Origin of the sequence: Enterobacter sp. FUJ80071 (assembly GCF_038739915.1) — a bacterium.
Classification (GTDB): domain Bacteria; phylum Pseudomonadota; class Gammaproteobacteria; order Enterobacterales; family Enterobacteriaceae; genus Enterobacter; species Enterobacter kobei.
This window is the reverse complement of record NZ_JBBXKH010000001.1, coordinates 4426949-4442605: the sequence shown is the minus strand read 5'-3', so window position 1 is coordinate 4442605 and position 15657 is coordinate 4426949. Positions and strand designations below refer to the sequence as shown.

Sequence of the window (15657 nt, the reverse complement as noted above, 5' to 3'; positions counted from 1 at the left end):
GTGATAGGGACCTCCGGTTGTGTGTACTTAAAGACAGTTTTTTTCCGGGCGTCTTATAAGCGTAGACATTCGCTTCGGTAGATGGGGAGGGAAATGTGCGGTAGATCACTATTTTCGGAGCATTCGTTTTGCAACGATTTATGAATGTGAATAAAAAAAGCCCCTCCGGGGAGGGGCTTCTGCCTTAACGCATGGTAACAAATTCTTCCGCGGCGGTCGGATGGATTGCCACGGTGTTGTCGAAGTCTTTCTTGGTCGCGCCCATTTTCAGCGCCACGGCGAAGCCCTGCAGGATCTCATCCATGCCGAAGCCAATGCCGTGGATACCCACAATCTTCTCGTCCGGGCCCACGCAGACCAGCTTCATGCGGCATGGCTGACGGTGAGAGGTGACGGCGGTATACATCGCGGTGAACGCGGATTTATACACTTTCACCTGGTCGTCGCCATACTGCTCGCGCGCCTGCGGCTCGGTTAAGCCAACGGTGCCGATGGGCGGATGGCTGAAGACCACGGTCGGGATGTTGGTGTAATCGAGATGCTCGTCAGGCTTGTTGTTAAACAGACGTTCGGAGAGACGACGTCCCGCCGCAACGGCCACCGGGGTCAGCTCTACGGCACCGGTGTTATCGCCAACTGCGTAAATGCCCGGTACGCTGGTGTTCTGGAACTTATCGACGACGATATAACCTTTTTCGTCGGTTTTCACGCCGGTCACGGCCAGGTTAAAGTTGTCATTCGCTGGTTCACGACCAATCGCCCAGATCAGGCAGTCGACGGTCTGGCTGCGGCCATCTTCCAGCTCCAGCGTCAGGCTGCCGTCCGCATTTTTCACTACCGCTTTCGGCACCGCGTGGGTGTGGAGTGTTGGGCCTTCAGCGTTCATGACTTCAACCAGCGTCTCGACAATCAGCGGGTCAAAGCTGCGCAGCGGCGCGTGTTTACGCACAAACAGGTGCGCTTCCGCGCCAAGGCCGTTGATCACGCCCGCCAGCTCTACCGCAATGTAACCCGCGCCAACCACGGCAACGCGCTTAGGCAGCGCAGGCAGTTCAAAGAAACCGTCTGAGTCGATGCCGTATTCCACGCCCGGAATGTCCGGGTGGCTCGGACGACCGCCGGTGGCGATCAGGATATGATCGGCGGTGATCGTCTCACCGTTCACTTCGATCGTTTTCGCATCCACAAAGCGGGCAAAGCCGTGGATCACATCGACGTTGTTCTTACCCAGCACGTTGTCGTAGGAGGTGTGAATACGGTCGATGTAGGCGGTACGGCTGGCGATCAGCTTGTCCCAGTCAAAGTGATTGAGGGTGGTTTCAAAGCCGTAATCCGGGCCGTACATATGGATAGCTTCGCGGATTTGCGCCGCGTGCCACATCACCTTCTTCGGTACACAACCCACGTTCACGCAGGTGCCGCCCAGCGCTTTAGCTTCGATCAGCGCACATTTCTGGCCATACATGGCCGCGCGGTTGATGGAGGCGATGCCACCGCTGCCGCCGCCGATTGCGATGTAGTCATAATGCTTAGTCATAGCTTTTATCCTTAATCGTGAATTGCCGCGATTGTATACCTGAAATCAATAGTTTCCACCGATGGCTGCGATTACTCCGGCACGATCCAGCTGACGGTGGCGTGGCCTGTACCCGCTGGCACCAGCGTTTTGTGCAGCCACGGCAGTACGTTGTTCATCTGCGCTTCGAGCTTCCACGGCGGGTTAATCACAATCATGCCGGAGGCGGTCATGCCGCGCTGGTCGCTGTCCGGGCGCACGGCCAGCTCAATCTGGAGGATTTTGCGGATCCCGGTCGCTTCCAGATCTTTGATCATGCATTTGATTTGCGCGCGCAGCACCACCGGGTACCACAGGGCGTAAGTGCCGGTGGCAAAACGTTTGTAGCCTTCGTGGATGCCGGTCACCACCGCCTGATAGTCGGTTTTGATTTCGTACGGCGGATCGATCAGCACCAGGCCGCGGCGGGAAACGGGCGGCAGTTTGGCTTTCAGCTGCTGGTAGCCGTCGGCTTTCTCCACGCGGGCGCGATTATCTTTCTGAAATTCAGAGCGCAACAGCGGGAAATCGCTCGGATGCAGTTCGGTCAGCTGAATGCTGTCCTGCTCGCGCAGCAGCTGGCGGGCAATCAGCGGTGAGCCTGGGTAGTAGCGCAGCTGGCCGTTGCGGTTGAAGTGGTTCACCACGCCGATGTACGGTTCCAGTTCGGCTGGCAGGTCGTCCTGCTGCCAGATGCGGGCGATCCCTTCCAGATATTCACCGGTACGCTCGGCATGCTCGCCGCTCAGCTGATAACGGCCCGCGCCCGCGTGGGTGTCCAGATAGAGAAACGGCTTCTCTTTCTCTTTGAGCGATTCAATGATCAGGCTCTGAACGGTGTGTTTGAGGACGTCGGCATGGTTGCCAGCGTGGAAGCTGTGGCGATAACTGAGCATGGGTAATGATTTTCCGCTGAATTGACGATTTGCCACAGTTTACAGCAGAACGGCACAGATTACCCGCAGGCCCGGTAAGCGCAGCGCCACCGGGCGCTTTTCCACGACGTCCGGCATTGAAATCCTCTACACTTAACCCCATTAATTAATGATATGCACAGCGCCGGATGCGCGCTTCATTCACCTATTTCAACAGGACAGCGCTTATGACCAATCCATTACTGACGCCTTTTTCGTTGCCGCCGTTTTCTAAAATCCTCCCTGAGCATGTGGTTCCAGCCGTTACGCAATCGCTGGACAACTGCCGCGCGGCGGTAGAAAGCGTGGTGGCGCAGGGCGCACCGTACACCTGGGAAAATCTGTGTCAGCCGCTGGCCGAAGTGGACGACGTGCTGGGGCGTATCTTCTCCCCGGTAAGCCACCTGAACTCGGTGAAAAACAGCCCGGAACTGCGCGAGGCTTATGAACAGACCCTGCCGCTGCTCTCGGAGTACAGCACCTGGGTCGGCCAACACGAAGGACTATACAAAGCGTATCGCGATCTGCGTGACGGCGACCATTACGCCGAGCTGAACACGGCGCAGAAAAAAACGGTCGATAACGCCCTGCGTGATTTCGAGCTGTCCGGGATTGGTCTGCCAAAAGAGAAGCAGGTTCGCTACGGTGAAATCGCCGCGCGCCTGTCCGAGCTGGGCAACCAGTACAGCAACAACGTCCTCGACGCCACCATGGGCTGGACGAAGCTGATTACCGATGAATCCGAGCTGGCCGGGATGCCGGAAAGCGCGCTGGCAGCAGCGAAAGCGCAGGCCGAAGCGAAAGAGCAGGAAGGCTATCTGTTAACGCTGGATATCCCAAGCTACCTGCCGGTAATGACCTACTGCGACAACCAGGCCCTGCGTGAAGAGATGTACCGCGCCTACAGCACGCGCGCCTCCGATCAGGGGCCGAATGCCGGTAAGTGGGACAACAGCCCGGTGATGGCGGAAATCCTCGCCCTGCGTCACGAGCTGGCACAGCTGCTGGGCTTCGAAAACTACGCCGACAAATCCCTCGCCACCAAAATGGCGGAGAACCCACAGCAGGTGCTCGACTTCCTGACCGATCTGGCAAAACGCGCCCGTCCTCAGGGTGAGAAAGAGCTGGCTCAGCTGCGTGCTTTTGCGAAAGCGGAGTTCGGCGTGGACGAGCTGCAGCCGTGGGATATTGCGTACTACAGCGAAAAACAGAAGCAGCATCTTTACAGCATCAGCGACGAGCAGCTGCGCCCGTACTTCCCTGAAAACAAAGCCGTTAACGGCCTGTTCGAAGTGGTGAAGCGCATCTACGGCATCACAGCCAAAGAGCGAACCGATATCGACGTCTGGCATCCGGACGTGCGCTTCTTCGAATTGTATGACGACAAGAATGAGCTGCGCGGCAGCTTCTACCTTGATCTCTACGCGCGTGAGAATAAGCGTGGCGGAGCGTGGATGGATGACTGCGTCGGCCAGATGCGTAAAGCCGACGGTTCCCTGCAAAAGCCTGTCGCTTACCTGACCTGTAACTTTAACCGCCCGGTGAATGGCAAACCTGCGCTGTTCACTCACGACGAAGTGATCACCCTGTTCCACGAGTTCGGTCACGGTCTGCATCACATGCTGACCCGCATCGAAACCGCAGGTGTGGCTGGCATCAGCGGGGTACCGTGGGATGCGGTCGAGCTGCCAAGCCAGTTTATGGAAAACTGGTGCTGGGAGCCGGACGCGCTGGCGTTTATCTCTGGTCACTATGAGACCGGCGAACCGCTGCCGAAAGAGCTGCTGGATAAAATGCTGGCGGCCAAGAACTACCAGGCAGCGATGTTCATCCTGCGTCAACTGGAGTTCGGCCTGTTTGATTTCCGTCTGCACGCCGAGTTTAGCCCGGAACAAGGGGCGAAAATCCTCGAAACGCTGGCCGAGATTAAAAAGCAGGTTGCTGTGATCCCTGGGCCAACCTGGGGCCGCTTCCCGCATGCGTTCAGTCACATCTTCGCAGGCGGCTATGCGGCAGGTTACTACAGCTACCTGTGGGCCGACGTGCTGGCAGCGGATGCTTTCTCCCGCTTCGAAGAAGAGGGGATCTTCAACCGTGAAACCGGCCAGTCGTTCCTCGATAACATCCTGACCCGCGGCGGTTCTGAGGAGCCAATGGTACTGTTCAAACGCTTCCGTGGCCGCGAGCCGCAGCTGGATGCGATGCTTGAGCATTACGGGATCAAAGGCTGATAGTTCGTGAAAATCTGCTTAGTGGATGAAACAGGCGCCGGAGACGGCGCCTTATCTGTTCTGGCGGCCCGCTGGGGGCTGGAGCACGATGAAGATAACCTGATGGCGCTGGTGATGACACCGAAGCATCTTGAATTACGTAAGCGCGACGAAGCGAAACTCGGCGGGATTTTTGTCGATTTTGTCGGCGGTGCGATGGCGCACCGGCGCAAGTTCGGCGGCGGTCGCGGCGAGGCGGTGGCCAAAGCGGTGGGCATTAAAGGGAACTATCTTCCGGACGTGGTCGATGCCACGGCGGGGCTGGGTCGCGATGCGTTTGTGCTGGCGTCTGTTGGCTGTCGTGTGCGAATGCTGGAGCGTAACCCGGTGGTCGCCGCATTGCTCGACGACGGGCTGACGCGTGGCTACGCGGACCCGGAAATCGGCCCGTGGCTGCAGGAGCGGTTGCAGTTGATCCACGCCTCCAGCCTGACGGCGCTCACTGATATCACCCCGCGCCCGCAGGTGGTCTATCTCGACCCGATGTTCCCGCATAAGCAGAAAAGTGCGCTGGTGAAGAAAGAGATGCGGGTGTTTCAGTCGCTGGTGGGGCCGGATTTAGATGCAGATGGTCTGCTGGAGCCTGCCAGACAGCTCGCGACGAAGCGGGTGGTGGTGAAGCGCCCTGACTACGCGCCGCCGCTGGCGGACGTGGCCACGACTAACGCGGTGACCACGAAAGGGCACCGGTTTGATATCTATTCAGGTACACCGGAATAAAAAAAGCCGGGTGGCGGCTTCGCCTTACCCGGCCTACATCCTCGATCTATTCCTTCTCCCTTTGGGAGAGGGTTAGGGTGAGGGGAATTTAACGCACTTACTCGTCTTCTTCGTCACGCAGTGGAACAATCAGCATATCCACGTGAACGGTGTTGATCAGCTGGCGCGCGGACGACATCAGCTTGCTCCAGAAGTCCTGGTGGTGACCGCATACGACCAGGTCCATGTCATATTTCTTAATCGCATCAACCAATACCTGACCCAGGTCGCCGCTGCCGCTCAGGGTCTCGGTAATCGGGTAGCCCGCGTTGGTGGACAGTTCGCTCAGGGCGTGATGCGTCTCTTCGGAGATGCGCTTCTGCATATCGCCGAGATTCACGTCGATCAGACCGGTATAGAGGTCGGAGTAATTCACATCAACGTGAATCAGGGAAACTTTCGCGTTGTAGGGGCGTGCCATGGATACCGCTTTATCAACCAGCACTTTGCTCTCCGGAGAGAGGTCTACCGCGATGAGAATGTGTTTGTAAGCCATAGTGTTACTCCTTCCTTAAGTTATCGATGACTAAATGAGAATGCCGTCGTCTGATACTTTCATTACGGCCCAGTTAAACATATTTTTCAAGCTTTGGTGTTGATAACGATTAACCTTGTGGCAAAAAAATTAACGGATCTCCTACACTATTTAATGAGCCGTTCGGATATTAAAACGCGAACCGGATCGACTTTTGGTCATTCTTTCACTGAACTGTCTGTCAGGGCATTGGGGTGCGGGAGCTCAGGAGCCTTGCTCCGTGGGCGGACGCCGGGGAGGATGTATGATTAGCACCGTCGCATTGTTTTGGGCGTTATGCGTAGTTTGCATAGTGAATATGGCGCGCTACTTCTCATCGTTACGTGCGCTGTTAGTGGTACTTCGTGGTTGCGATCCGTTGCTTTATCAGTATGTGGACGGTGGAGGGTTCTTCACCTCGCATGGACAGCCCAGCAAACAGATGCGACTGGTGGGATACATCTACTACCAGCGTTACCGCGATCATCACGATGAAGAGTTTATCCGTCGCTGCGAGCGTCTGCGTCGGCAGTTCATTCTGACCAGCGCCCTGTGCGGGCTGGTTGTGGTCAGTATGATTGCATTGATGATTTGGCACTGAGCACAGAAAAGGCGAGGTTGCCCTCGCCTTTTCTGGGGTTACGGTTTTATCGTGAATCGAAGGTCAGAAACGTTCTCATGCAGAGAGAATACTTTACCGCTGTAGGTAATGGCCACTTCGCCCTTTTCGTTTATCCGTGCTTCAGAAATGCTGCCTGTCCCCTCCAGAACCGGCGATTTTGTCGAAAGCTGCTGGACAATGTCAGCGTCCTTACCTTTTAACGCATGCGACAAATAATATCGGTAAATCGTAGGTACGGTCGCGCCACCCTGGTCGTTCGCGGTCATATAGAGCCAGACGGAATTCGAAATCTTGTAAGTCCGGAGAAGTTTATCGCTTTCACGTGGGTTGGGCTGATGGTTTAGCCACGCGAAGCCGATGACCATAATGAGCAGCGCCAGTGTGGTGAGCCGATGAAGCCATTTAATAACCGTTCTGAATGGCATAATTTATCCCTTCTCTGATATTGCGCTGGTCTGTCGGATCGTCACCGTAAGGTGGTTTTTCATACCATTTTCCCCATTCGGGTTTTGAGGTTCCTGCTCTTCCCTGAGCCCATCCTGCGCCCATCAATAGGATATTTGCAGGGATACCCGCGGCAGTCCCGGCGGCTCCAAAGTTGAAATTACCAAACGCAGCGAAATAGGGATCGAATTTTTTGTAATCCCAAGGACCACCGTTTCGGACTTTTTGATAAAACCAGTAATAGGTTGATGGTGTGGCCATATTACGGGACATTCCATGTTCACGCGCTTCACGCATGTTGTTTGCGATAACGATTGATCCAGGGCCAGGAATTGGAACAGAAGCCATACACTCTCCGATATGCAGAATTTATCCTGACCGGAATGATAGTGACTCGCCACGGGCGGTGATGTACAAAAAATGTTCAGGTTTTTCTTAGGGTTGTAAGGTTTTCAGTAAACCGATAGCCATAAAAAAAGCGGGTCAGTTTCCTGACCCGCTTTTTGTCGCCTTCAGCTGATTAGATCAGCTTCAGCGAAATCCAGTACAGACCACCAGACAGCAGGATGGACGCCGGAAGGGTGAACACCCAGGCCATCAGGATGTTGGTCACGGTTTTGCGCTGCAGACCGCCACCGTCAACAATCATGGTACCTGCCACGGACGAGGAGAGTACGTGGGTGGTGGATACCGGCATCCCGGTGTAGCTCGCCAGGCCGATAGAAACCGCCGCCGTCATCTGCGCGGACATCCCCTGCGCATAGGTCATGCCTTTCTTACCGATCTTCTCGCCGATGGTGGTTGCCACACGACGCCAGCCAATCATTGTACCGATACCCAGTGCCAGCGCGACGGCCATGATGATCCAGATTGGCGCGTACTCAATGGTGTTGAGCATATCGCTTTTCAGTTTCTTCAGAAGACGTTTGTCGTCGGCATTCACCTCTGGCAGTTTCGCGACTTTATCGGTCACGTCAGAGATGCAGAGCATGATACGACGCAGCTGACCACGCTGTTCAACGGCCAGTTTGTCGTAGCTTTCGATATCGCCCAGCATGCCTTTGGCGCGTTCCAGCGCGTTAATCGCGTTTGCCGGATGGCAGTGGAATTCGCCCGGCGCGGTAGTTGCACCGGCTTCCGGAGATGGGATCAGCTGATCAACGCCGGTCGCTTTTTTCAGCAGATCGGGATGCTGCTGGAAATAGGTCTCAACGTTGTTGACGGCATCACGGGTACGGGTGATTTCGTAACCAGAGGCGTTCATGTTAACCACGAAACCTGCCGGTGCGACACCGATCAGTACCAGCATCACCAGACCAATGCCTTTCTGCCCATCGTTCGCGCCATGAGAGAAGGCCACGCCGATAGCGGAAATGATCAGCGCGATACGCGTCCAGAATGGCGGTTTTTTCTTACCGTCTTTCTTCTCACGCTCTGCTGGCGTCAGGTGGATGCGCGCACGTTTCTTGGTGTTGCTCCAGTAGCGACGCAGGATGAAAATCAATCCACCCGCAACCACCAGACCCACAATTGGAGAGATGATCAGAGAACCGAAAATGCCCAGTACTTTAGGCAGGTTCAGCGCATCAACGACGGATGTCCCGGTCATCAGGGCGTTCGTTAACCCGATACCGATAATCGCGCCGATGAGAGTGTGAGAGCTGGATGCAGGCAGGCCAAAATACCAGGTACCGAGGTTCCAGATAATGGCAGCAAGCAGCATTGAGAACACCATGGCAAGGCCATGACCGGAACTCACGTTAAGCAGCAGATCCGTTGGCAACATATGCACGATCGCATACGCCACGCTCAGTCCGCCCAGAAGGACACCAAAAAAGTTAAATACCGCCGCCATAACAACCGCAAGTTGCGATCGCATTGCGCGAGTGTAGATAACCGTTGCTACTGCGTTTGCAGTGTCGTGGAAGCCGTTGATCGCTTCGTAAAACAGTACAAAAACCAGAGCAAGCAATAATAAAAGCCCGGTATGTAAATCCAGGCCGGCAAACAAATGTAGCATAGGACGTTACGCCATTTTGAGGACATGAACGCGGCGCATTATCCAGGACAAATGCGCAACGGGCAAAGTGAAATATAGACTTTTTTTGACATACCACCTGATTTGAGAAAAGTGCTTGAAGGGATAATCGTTAAATTTCAATGGAATGGCTTTGTAAGAACTTTTTACGCTGGTGTGACCACAGAGGAAACTTTACAATCCGCGGCAGTTAACGAAGAGGATTTTGACGTGGAAAGGTTTGATGCCGTGGTAATTGGCGCCGGTGCGGCGGGTATGTTTTGTGCGGCGATGGCCGGACAGGCGGGTCGTCGTGTGCTGTTACTGGACAACGGAAAAAAGCCTGGCCGCAAGATCCTGATGTCGGGCGGCGGGCGTTGTAACTTCACCAATCTTTATGTCGAACCCGCGGCGTATTTGAGCCAAAACCGTCATTTTTGCAAATCTGCACTGGCGCGTTACACCCAGTGGGACTTTATCGACCTGGTGGGCAAGCACGGCATCGCGTGGCATGAAAAGACGCTGGGACAGCTGTTCTGCGACGACTCCGCGCAGCAGATTGTCGATATGCTGGTCGCCGAGTGCGAGAAGGGCGGCGTGGTGATGCGTCTGCGCACGGAAGTGCTGGAGGTCGCCCGCGACGAACAGGGGTACACGCTGCAGCTGAACGGTGAAACCGTCAGTGCTGATAATCTGGTCATCGCCAGCGGTGGCCTCTCTATGCCGGGTCTGGGCGCGTCCCCGTTCGGCTATAAGATTGCCGAGCAGTTTGGTCTTAAGGTACTGCCCACGCGCGCGGGTCTGGTGCCGTTCACGCTGCACAAACCCCTTCTTGAACAGCTTCAGACGCTTTCTGGCGTCTCCGTTCCTTCCGTCATGACTGCCGAAGACGGGACGGTATTCCGTGAAAACCTGCTCTTTACCCATCGGGGGCTCTCTGGCCCGGCGGTACTGCAAATCTCCAGCTACTGGCAGCCGGGTGAATTTGTCACGGTGAATCTGGTGCCGGACTGCGACCTGGACGCGTTCCTCAACGAGCAGCGCGAGGCGCACCCGAATCAGAGCCTGAAAAACACGCTGGCGATGCAGCTGCCAAAACGTCTGGTGGAGTGCCTTCAGGTGCTGGGGCAGATCCCGGACGTATCGCTTAAGCAATTGAACAGCCGCGAGCAAGAGACGCTGGTGGAGACGCTGACAAACTGGCGCGTTCAGCCAAACGGCACCGAGGGGTACCGCACGGCGGAAGTGACGCTGGGCGGCGTTGATACAAATGAACTCTCCTCGCGCACCATGGAAGCCCGCAACGTGCCGGGGCTCTACTTTATCGGCGAAGTGATGGACGTCACCGGCTGGCTCGGCGGGTATAACTTCCAGTGGGCGTGGGCAAGTGCCTGGGCGTGTGCGCAGGCGCTGGCCGAAAAGAACAGTTAATATTTATTTTTTTTGCGTGCTGTGCCCTTAACGGGCTCGCGCTTTTTATTGTCTGCATGGTGTTTTGTATCCAAAAAAGGGTTGTGTATGTCAGCTGCTCATCTCGGTTTCCCGACGGAAACCGTTGTTGTCTTTGTGGTGATGGCCGTTGGGGCGATGTTTATCGACCTCTTTATGCACCGTCACGATAAACCTGTCTCGCTGAAAAGCGCGGCGATGTGGTCCATCTTCTGGGTCATGATGGCGATGGCGTTCGCCGGGTTCCTGTATGTCCACCACGGTGCAGAGATGGCGAGCCTGTTCCTCACCGGCTATGCGCTGGAAGAGGTGCTTTCCGTCGATAACCTGTTTGTGATGATGGCGATTTTCGCCTGGTTCGGCGTGCCGGATAAGTACCGTCACCGCGTGCTCTACTGGGGTGTGCTGGGGGCGATTGTTTTCCGCGGTATTTTCGTGGCGATCGGAACCAGCCTGCTGAGCCTGGGGCCGTACGTGGAGGTCATTTTTGCGCTGGTTGTCGGCTGGACGGCGGTGATGATGCTCAAACGCAATGAAGAGAGTGACGAAGTGGAAGATTACTCCGGCCATCTCGCGTACCGCCTGGTGAAGCGCTTCTATCCGGTCTGGCCGAAAATCAGCAGCAATGCCTTTATCCTGACCCAGAAAGAGGTGGATGCGGAGCTTGAAAAGCCGGAAAACCAGGACGTCATGGTCGGGCGCGTGAAGAAGGCGAAACGCTACGCGACGCCGCTGCTGCTTTGCGTGGCAGTGGTGGAACTTTCTGACGTGATGTTCGCATTTGACTCCGTACCGGCCATTATTGCCGTGAGCCGCGAGCCGCTGATTATCTATAGCGCCATGATGTTCGCCATTCTCGGCCTGCGTACCCTCTACTTTGTGCTGGAAGCGTTGAAGCAGTATCTGGTCCACCTTGAGAAAGCCGTGGTGTTGCTGCTGTTCTTCGTGGCGTTCAAGCTGGGGTTAAATGCCACCGATCACTTCTGGCATCACGGGTACAGCATTGGCGCGACGGCGAGCCTGTTTGTGGTCTTAGGCGTGCTGGCGCTGGGGATTATTGCGAGCGTGATGTTCCCTGGGAAACGTGAGGCCTGATGCTTTGCCTTTCTCCCTCTCCCCGTGGGAGAGGGCTGGGGTGAGGGCACCAGACCGCACCTAACCCTTAATCGGCGAATTCCGGCGCTTGCGCGGGTGGTGGAAATGCCGCCAGTGAGGATCCTGCGCCGCGGCCAGCAGCTCGTGGTCGCCGCGGGTATCTCCCCAGGCGCGCAGGTGATAGGCCTTCAGATCGCCATACACTTTTTCCAGTCTTGCGACTTTCTGGGCACAGCGGCAGTTATTGCCGGTGATGCGTCCTGTCAGCTTGCCGTCTTTCACTTCCAGCTGGGTGCCAATCAGCTTAATACCGAGCTTATCCGCCCAGGGCTGAAGCACCAGCGCCGGAGAGGCAGAACAGATCGTCACCTCCGCACCGGAATTCACCTCCGCCGCCACGGCCAGAACCCCTTCGGGGCGCATCAGCTTGTTCCAGTATTTTTCGCAAAATGCTTCCGCCTGCTGGCGCAGCCAGTGCTCATCCACTCCCGTCAGGAATGTTTTGATCAGCACTTCCTTGAGCTCATCCCGGGTCAGCTTGCGGCGAACGCAGTGCAGCGTAGGTAACGCCATGCGCACCAGGCGGCCTGCGAAGTAGCGTTTCCCAAAGGCAAAACGCAGGAAAGGGATAAAGCTATCGTGGTGCGTTAGTGTCCCATCAAAATCAAAGACAGAGAGCACGCTGGATTTAGCCACCGTCTCGTCGGCAATCATATTGGTCATAAATACGTCTTAGCTGAAATACACATTCTGCGGATCAGTTTACCTGCTTTATCTGAACAGTCCTTACATCACCACTCTTTTTTTCACGATCTTGCGGTCTAAAAGTGAGTCCATTTTTGGCCTCGATAGTCGTTGGTGAAAAAATGAACTGTCTATATTATCGCCACATCGAAAGATATTTCGGGGGAACTTTGGCCCCCACGCGTAAGGAAAAATTCACTCTAAGCCACAATTTTTGATATGACGTTAAGATCGCTTATTTCAATCCTCACACTCAGTTTTGCTTCGTTTTCTGCAATGAGTTTTCAACTGCCTGCATCGATGATCTCGATGAATTCTGCGTTTGCGGAATCACCCGCGAAATCGGCGCTGTTTCATCAGGAAACGGGCCCGCTGCGCTCGCGCATTCTCGATCAATACCAGAAGTGGAAGGGAACCCAGTATCAGTGGGGCGGCACGAGCCACCGCGGCGTGGATTGCTCTGCACTGATGCAGCACCTGTTCAGCGATGCGGCGAATCTTAATTTGCCGCGCACGACCAGCGAGCAAATCCATCGCGGCGTGCAGGTGGCGCAGTACCGTCTTAAGGCCGGCGACCTGGTCTTCTTCCAGACGGGGCCAAACCGAAAGCATGTCGGTGTCTACATCGGTGACAACCGGTTTATTCACGCCTCCAGCAGCCAGGGGGTGACGGTGTCAACCCTGACCGATGACTACTGGCAAGCACATTACATCACGGCCCGCCGCGTGACGGGCAGTGCGGCGTAACGGGATCAGATGATGTCATCCACCACGCCACCGTCAACGCGCAACGCTGCGCCCGAGGTGGCGGAGGCCTGAGGCGAACAGACATAAATCACCATATTGGCCACCTCTTCTACCGTGGCCGCACGCTGGATAACCGAGCTGGGGCGGTTGGCCATGACAAATTCTTTCGCCAGCTGCTCCAGCGATTTCCCGGTTTTCTCGATTTCATCTTTCATCATTTCAGCGAAACCGTCCGACAGGGTGGGCCCCGGCAGTACGCTGTTCACCGTCACGCCGCTTCCCGCCACGAACTTCGCCAGCCCGCGCGCGAGCGAGAGCTGTGCCGTTTTGGTCACCCCGTAGTGGATCATATCCGCCGGAATATTGCATGCCGATTCGGAAGAGATAAACACCACCCGTCCCCAGCCTTTTTTCACCATGCCTGGCAGCAGAGCGCGGGAAAGACGCACGCCGGACATCACGTTGGTCTGCCAGTAACGCTCCCAGGTTTCATCGTCGGTGCTATAGAAGTCCTGCGGGCCGTAAATTCCGGCGTTGTTCACCAGAATATCGACATCACTTGCGACCTTCAGCAGCGACTCCACCCCTTCTGCCGTACTGAGATCGGCAATGGCGGCACGCACCTGTACGCCGGGTACAACCTGCTGTAACTGCTGAATACCCTTGTTCACCGAGTCGATGCTGCGGCCATTCACGATCACTTCCGCGCCGCTTTCCGCCAGGCCTCTGGCAATGGCGAACCCGATACCGCCGGTTGAGGCAGTCACCAGCGCCACTTTCCCCGCAAAGTCGATTTTCATCTTCTGCTCCTTATCGTTTTAGCGTTCGGACCTTAAAGCGTAGCAGGTGGTGATGACGGCTCCTGGCTAAAAAGGCGCAGCAGGGTTTCAACCTGCTCATCCAGCGGGGCGAGGGTACGTTTCACGATCAAATGCAGCGGCGTGGCCCGGCGGACACCGTGGTTCAGCGGAAGGATTTTCAGTAAGCCTCGCTCCAGCAGGGGCTGGATGCGTTCCTCTGGCAGCCAGCCGTAGCCGACCTGAGAGACAACTGCCTCTATGGCAGCATCAATGGTGGAGAACGTCCACGACTCGCCGGCAGCCCGCGCGGCGTTCTGGCTGTCCGCAATCTGGATAAGCGGCCACGGGCGCAGCATCTCATCATTAAGCGGTGCATCAAGACAAAAGAGCGGATGCTGGTAATGCGCCACGGCGACAAAGTCGATATTCATCAGCCACTCGCCAAGCCCGGTAATGTCCTGGCGGCGGGTCAGGACCATTACGTCCGCTTCGTCGTTTATCGTGTCCGCGCGGCTATTTTCCAGCACCTCGGTAAGGCGCACCTGGGTTTGCGGATACCGTTGCTGGAATTGTCTTAAAATCGCGAACAGCCTGCGGCGGGGAAAAATACTGTCTACGATCAGATCGACTCGGGTGCGCATGCCGCTATGCAGCGTCGCGGCGCGCGTCTCAACATAAGAGAACGCTTTCAGCAGCGGTTTTACCTGATTCAGCAATAATTCTCCTGCGGGCGTGAGGACTGCCCGTCTCCCTTCCACCACCAGCAGCGCAATGCCCAGGCGCTCCTGGAGTAAAGAGAGGTTGTAACTGACGGAAGACTGGCTGCGGTGTGTCTGTTCTGCCGCTTTGGCAAAACTCCCGGCCTCGACCACTTTTTCCAGGAGTGACCACTGTTCAAGAGTTGTTTTATGCATGACATATCTAATTTTTGAATTAATTTGATTCAAACATAGCGTTATTCATTCATTTTTTGAAGGGGTACGATACGTTCATCAAAACAAAGGAGACACATCATGAGCAACTTCGACAAACATGACTTAAGCGGCTTCGTTGGCAAACATCTGGTTTATACCTACGATAACGGCTGGAACTACGAGATTTACGTCAAAAATGAAAACACCCTCGACTACCGTATTCACAGCGGCCTGGTCGGAAACCGTTGGGTAAAAGATCAGCAGGCGTATATCGTTCGCGTCGGGGAGAGCATCTATAAAATCTCCTGGACAGAGCCAACCGGTACTGACGTGAGCCTGATTGTTAACCTGGGCGACAACCTGTTCCACGGCACCATCTTCTTCCCGCGCTGGGTAATGAACAATCCGGAAAAAACCGTCTGTTTCCAGAACGATCATATTCCGCTGATGAATAGCTATCGCGATGCCGGTCCGGCATATCCCACAGAAGTGATTGATGAATTCGCGACAATCACCTTTGTGCGCGACTGTGGTCCAAATGATGACAGCGTGATTGCCTGTGCGGCCAGCGAGTTACCTGAAAACTTTCCAGAAAACTTAAAATAAGCGCGACAATTAACTAAAAAGAAAAGTTCCCGGCTATTTCATATTATTTTGAAATGGCCGGGATTTTTTTTGTTTGTTGATGTTTGGTTTAAATCATTTCCTGGCAAAACGTTGTGAAGGTCACAATAAAAAATATTTAATATTAATTTAACTTGTTGTTTTTAAAGTGTCTGCTAGTAGTTCTATAACGTTATAAACGTTGTCTTA

At 55.3% G+C, this 15657-nt stretch carries 16 protein-coding genes; 7 read left to right on the top strand and 9 right to left on the bottom strand.

The genetic code is table 11. From position 1 onward, the window contains the following. Window positions 1-184 precede the first annotated feature (184 nt). Together gorA and AAER43_RS21595 are read right to left on the bottom strand one after the other, a co-directional pair. Window positions 185-1537, bottom strand: coding sequence for a glutathione-disulfide reductase (gorA, locus tag AAER43_RS21600; RefSeq protein ID WP_050861823.1), 1353 nt, complete (start codon window positions 1535-1537; stop codon window positions 185-187). Between the two features lie 71 nt (window positions 1538-1608). Beyond that, window positions 1609-2451, bottom strand: a complete 843-nt coding sequence (locus AAER43_RS21595; RefSeq protein WP_057057853.1) for a 23S rRNA (adenine(2030)-N(6))-methyltransferase RlmJ — start codon at window positions 2449-2451, stop codon at window positions 1609-1611. Window positions 2452-2657: 206 nt separating this feature from the next. Here AAER43_RS21595 and prlC point away from each other — a divergent pair, with 206 nt between their 5' ends. Together prlC and rsmJ are read left to right on the top strand one after the other, a co-directional pair. Further along, window positions 2658-4700: an oligopeptidase A gene (gene prlC, locus AAER43_RS21590; RefSeq protein ID WP_050861824.1), complete on the top strand. Its 2043-nt coding sequence runs from the start codon at window positions 2658-2660 to the stop codon at window positions 4698-4700. Between the two features lie 6 nt (window positions 4701-4706). Beyond that, window positions 4707-5459: a 16S rRNA (guanine(1516)-N(2))-methyltransferase RsmJ gene (gene rsmJ, locus AAER43_RS21585; RefSeq protein WP_023331524.1), complete on the top strand. Its 753-nt coding sequence runs from the start codon at window positions 4707-4709 to the stop codon at window positions 5457-5459. A gap of 97 nt (window positions 5460-5556) precedes the next feature. On the opposite strand, the gene uspA is transcribed toward rsmJ, so the two are convergent. Beyond that, window positions 5557-5994, bottom strand: a complete 438-nt coding sequence (uspA, locus tag AAER43_RS21580) for a universal stress protein UspA (RefSeq protein ID WP_003861223.1) — start codon at window positions 5992-5994, stop codon at window positions 5557-5559. A 283-nt stretch (window positions 5995-6277) separates the two neighbouring features. Here uspA and uspB point away from each other — a divergent pair, with 283 nt between their 5' ends. Then, window positions 6278-6613, top strand: a complete 336-nt coding sequence (gene uspB / locus AAER43_RS21575) for a universal stress protein UspB (RefSeq protein ID WP_003861224.1) — start codon at window positions 6278-6280, stop codon at window positions 6611-6613. 38 nt (window positions 6614-6651) lie between these two features. Here the strand turns inward: uspB and AAER43_RS21570 are convergent, their stop codons facing one another. From AAER43_RS21570 to pitA, 3 genes are all read right to left on the bottom strand, one after another. Beyond that, the gene (locus AAER43_RS21570; protein WP_050861825.1) at window positions 6652-7059 is read right to left on the bottom strand and encodes a hypothetical protein; all 408 of its coding nucleotides are present in this window, start codon (window positions 7057-7059) and stop codon (window positions 6652-6654) included. Then, the gene (locus AAER43_RS21565) at window positions 7037-7426 is read right to left on the bottom strand and encodes a polymorphic toxin type 44 domain-containing protein (RefSeq protein ID WP_050861826.1); all 390 of its coding nucleotides are present in this window, start codon (window positions 7424-7426) and stop codon (window positions 7037-7039) included. Before AAER43_RS21565 ends, AAER43_RS21570 begins: the two co-directional genes overlap by 23 nt. 172 nt (window positions 7427-7598) lie before the next feature. Continuing rightward, window positions 7599-9098, bottom strand: coding sequence for an inorganic phosphate transporter PitA (gene pitA / locus AAER43_RS21560; RefSeq protein WP_023337922.1), 1500 nt, complete (start codon window positions 9096-9098; stop codon window positions 7599-7601). Window positions 9099-9326: 228 nt separating this feature from the next. Here pitA and AAER43_RS21555 point away from each other — a divergent pair, with 228 nt between their 5' ends. Further along, window positions 9327-10526, top strand: coding sequence for an NAD(P)/FAD-dependent oxidoreductase (locus AAER43_RS21555; RefSeq protein ID WP_045135459.1), 1200 nt, complete (start codon window positions 9327-9329; stop codon window positions 10524-10526). Window positions 10527-10613: 87 nt separating this feature from the next. After that, window positions 10614-11639 carry a TerC/Alx family metal homeostasis membrane protein gene (locus tag AAER43_RS21550; protein WP_014885578.1) on the top strand — a complete coding sequence of 342 codons (1026 nt, stop codon included), beginning with the start codon at window positions 10614-10616 and terminating at the stop codon, window positions 11637-11639. Between the two features lie 60 nt (window positions 11640-11699). On the opposite strand, the gene AAER43_RS21545 is transcribed toward AAER43_RS21550, so the two are convergent. Next, window positions 11700-12362: an HAD family hydrolase gene (locus AAER43_RS21545; protein WP_072093626.1), complete on the bottom strand. Its 663-nt coding sequence runs from the start codon at window positions 12360-12362 to the stop codon at window positions 11700-11702. A gap of 240 nt (window positions 12363-12602) precedes the next feature. Between AAER43_RS21545 and AAER43_RS21540 the strand changes: the two genes are divergently transcribed. After that, on the top strand, window positions 12603-13130 hold the full coding sequence (locus AAER43_RS21540) for an NlpC/P60 family protein (RefSeq protein WP_032645325.1): 528 nt from the start codon (window positions 12603-12605) through the stop codon (window positions 13128-13130). A gap of 5 nt (window positions 13131-13135) precedes the next feature. Here AAER43_RS21540 and AAER43_RS21535 read toward each other — a convergent pair whose 3' ends face one another. After that, window positions 13136-13930, bottom strand: a complete 795-nt coding sequence (locus AAER43_RS21535) for an SDR family NAD(P)-dependent oxidoreductase (protein WP_047027090.1) — start codon at window positions 13928-13930, stop codon at window positions 13136-13138. 32 nt (window positions 13931-13962) lie between these two features. Beyond that, window positions 13963-14844 (bottom strand): LysR family transcriptional regulator, encoded by an 882-nt coding sequence (locus tag AAER43_RS21530; protein ID WP_050861827.1) that lies wholly within the window; start codon window positions 14842-14844, stop codon window positions 13963-13965. Window positions 14845-14943: 99 nt separating this feature from the next. Between AAER43_RS21530 and AAER43_RS21525 the strand changes: the two genes are divergently transcribed. Further along, window positions 14944-15450: a phenolic acid decarboxylase gene (locus tag AAER43_RS21525; protein WP_014885573.1), complete on the top strand. Its 507-nt coding sequence runs from the start codon at window positions 14944-14946 to the stop codon at window positions 15448-15450. Window positions 15451-15657: the final 207 nt, after the last annotated feature.

Excerpts from the sequence above, each read along its gene's own strand:
- gorA (WP_050861823.1), bottom strand. The coding sequence starts at position 1,537 with ATGACTAAGCATTATGACTACATCGCAATCGGCGGCGGCAGCGGTGGC.
- AAER43_RS21595 (WP_057057853.1), bottom strand. The coding sequence starts at position 2,451 with ATGCTCAGTTATCGCCACAGCTTCCACGCTGGCAACCATGCCGACGTC.
- prlC (WP_050861824.1), top strand. The coding sequence starts at position 2,658 with ATGACCAATCCATTACTGACGCCTTTTTCGTTGCCGCCGTTTTCTAAA.
- uspA (WP_003861223.1), bottom strand. The coding sequence starts at position 5,994 with ATGGCTTACAAACACATTCTCATCGCGGTAGACCTCTCTCCGGAGAGC.
- uspB (WP_003861224.1), top strand. The coding sequence starts at position 6,278 with ATGATTAGCACCGTCGCATTGTTTTGGGCGTTATGCGTAGTTTGCATA.
- AAER43_RS21570 (WP_050861825.1), bottom strand. The coding sequence starts at position 7,059 with ATGCCATTCAGAACGGTTATTAAATGGCTTCATCGGCTCACCACACTG.
- AAER43_RS21565 (WP_050861826.1), bottom strand. The coding sequence starts at position 7,426 with ATGGCTTCTGTTCCAATTCCTGGCCCTGGATCAATCGTTATCGCAAAC.
- pitA (WP_023337922.1), bottom strand. The coding sequence starts at position 9,098 with ATGCTACATTTGTTTGCCGGCCTGGATTTACATACCGGGCTTTTATTA.
- AAER43_RS21550 (WP_014885578.1), top strand. The coding sequence starts at position 10,614 with ATGTCAGCTGCTCATCTCGGTTTCCCGACGGAAACCGTTGTTGTCTTT.
- AAER43_RS21545 (WP_072093626.1), bottom strand. The coding sequence starts at position 12,362 with ATGACCAATATGATTGCCGACGAGACGGTGGCTAAATCCAGCGTGCTC.
- AAER43_RS21540 (WP_032645325.1), top strand. The coding sequence starts at position 12,603 with ATGACGTTAAGATCGCTTATTTCAATCCTCACACTCAGTTTTGCTTCG.
- AAER43_RS21535 (WP_047027090.1), bottom strand. The coding sequence starts at position 13,930 with ATGAAAATCGACTTTGCGGGGAAAGTGGCGCTGGTGACTGCCTCAACC.
- AAER43_RS21530 (WP_050861827.1), bottom strand. The coding sequence starts at position 14,844 with ATGCATAAAACAACTCTTGAACAGTGGTCACTCCTGGAAAAAGTGGTC.
- AAER43_RS21525 (WP_014885573.1), top strand. The coding sequence starts at position 14,944 with ATGAGCAACTTCGACAAACATGACTTAAGCGGCTTCGTTGGCAAACAT.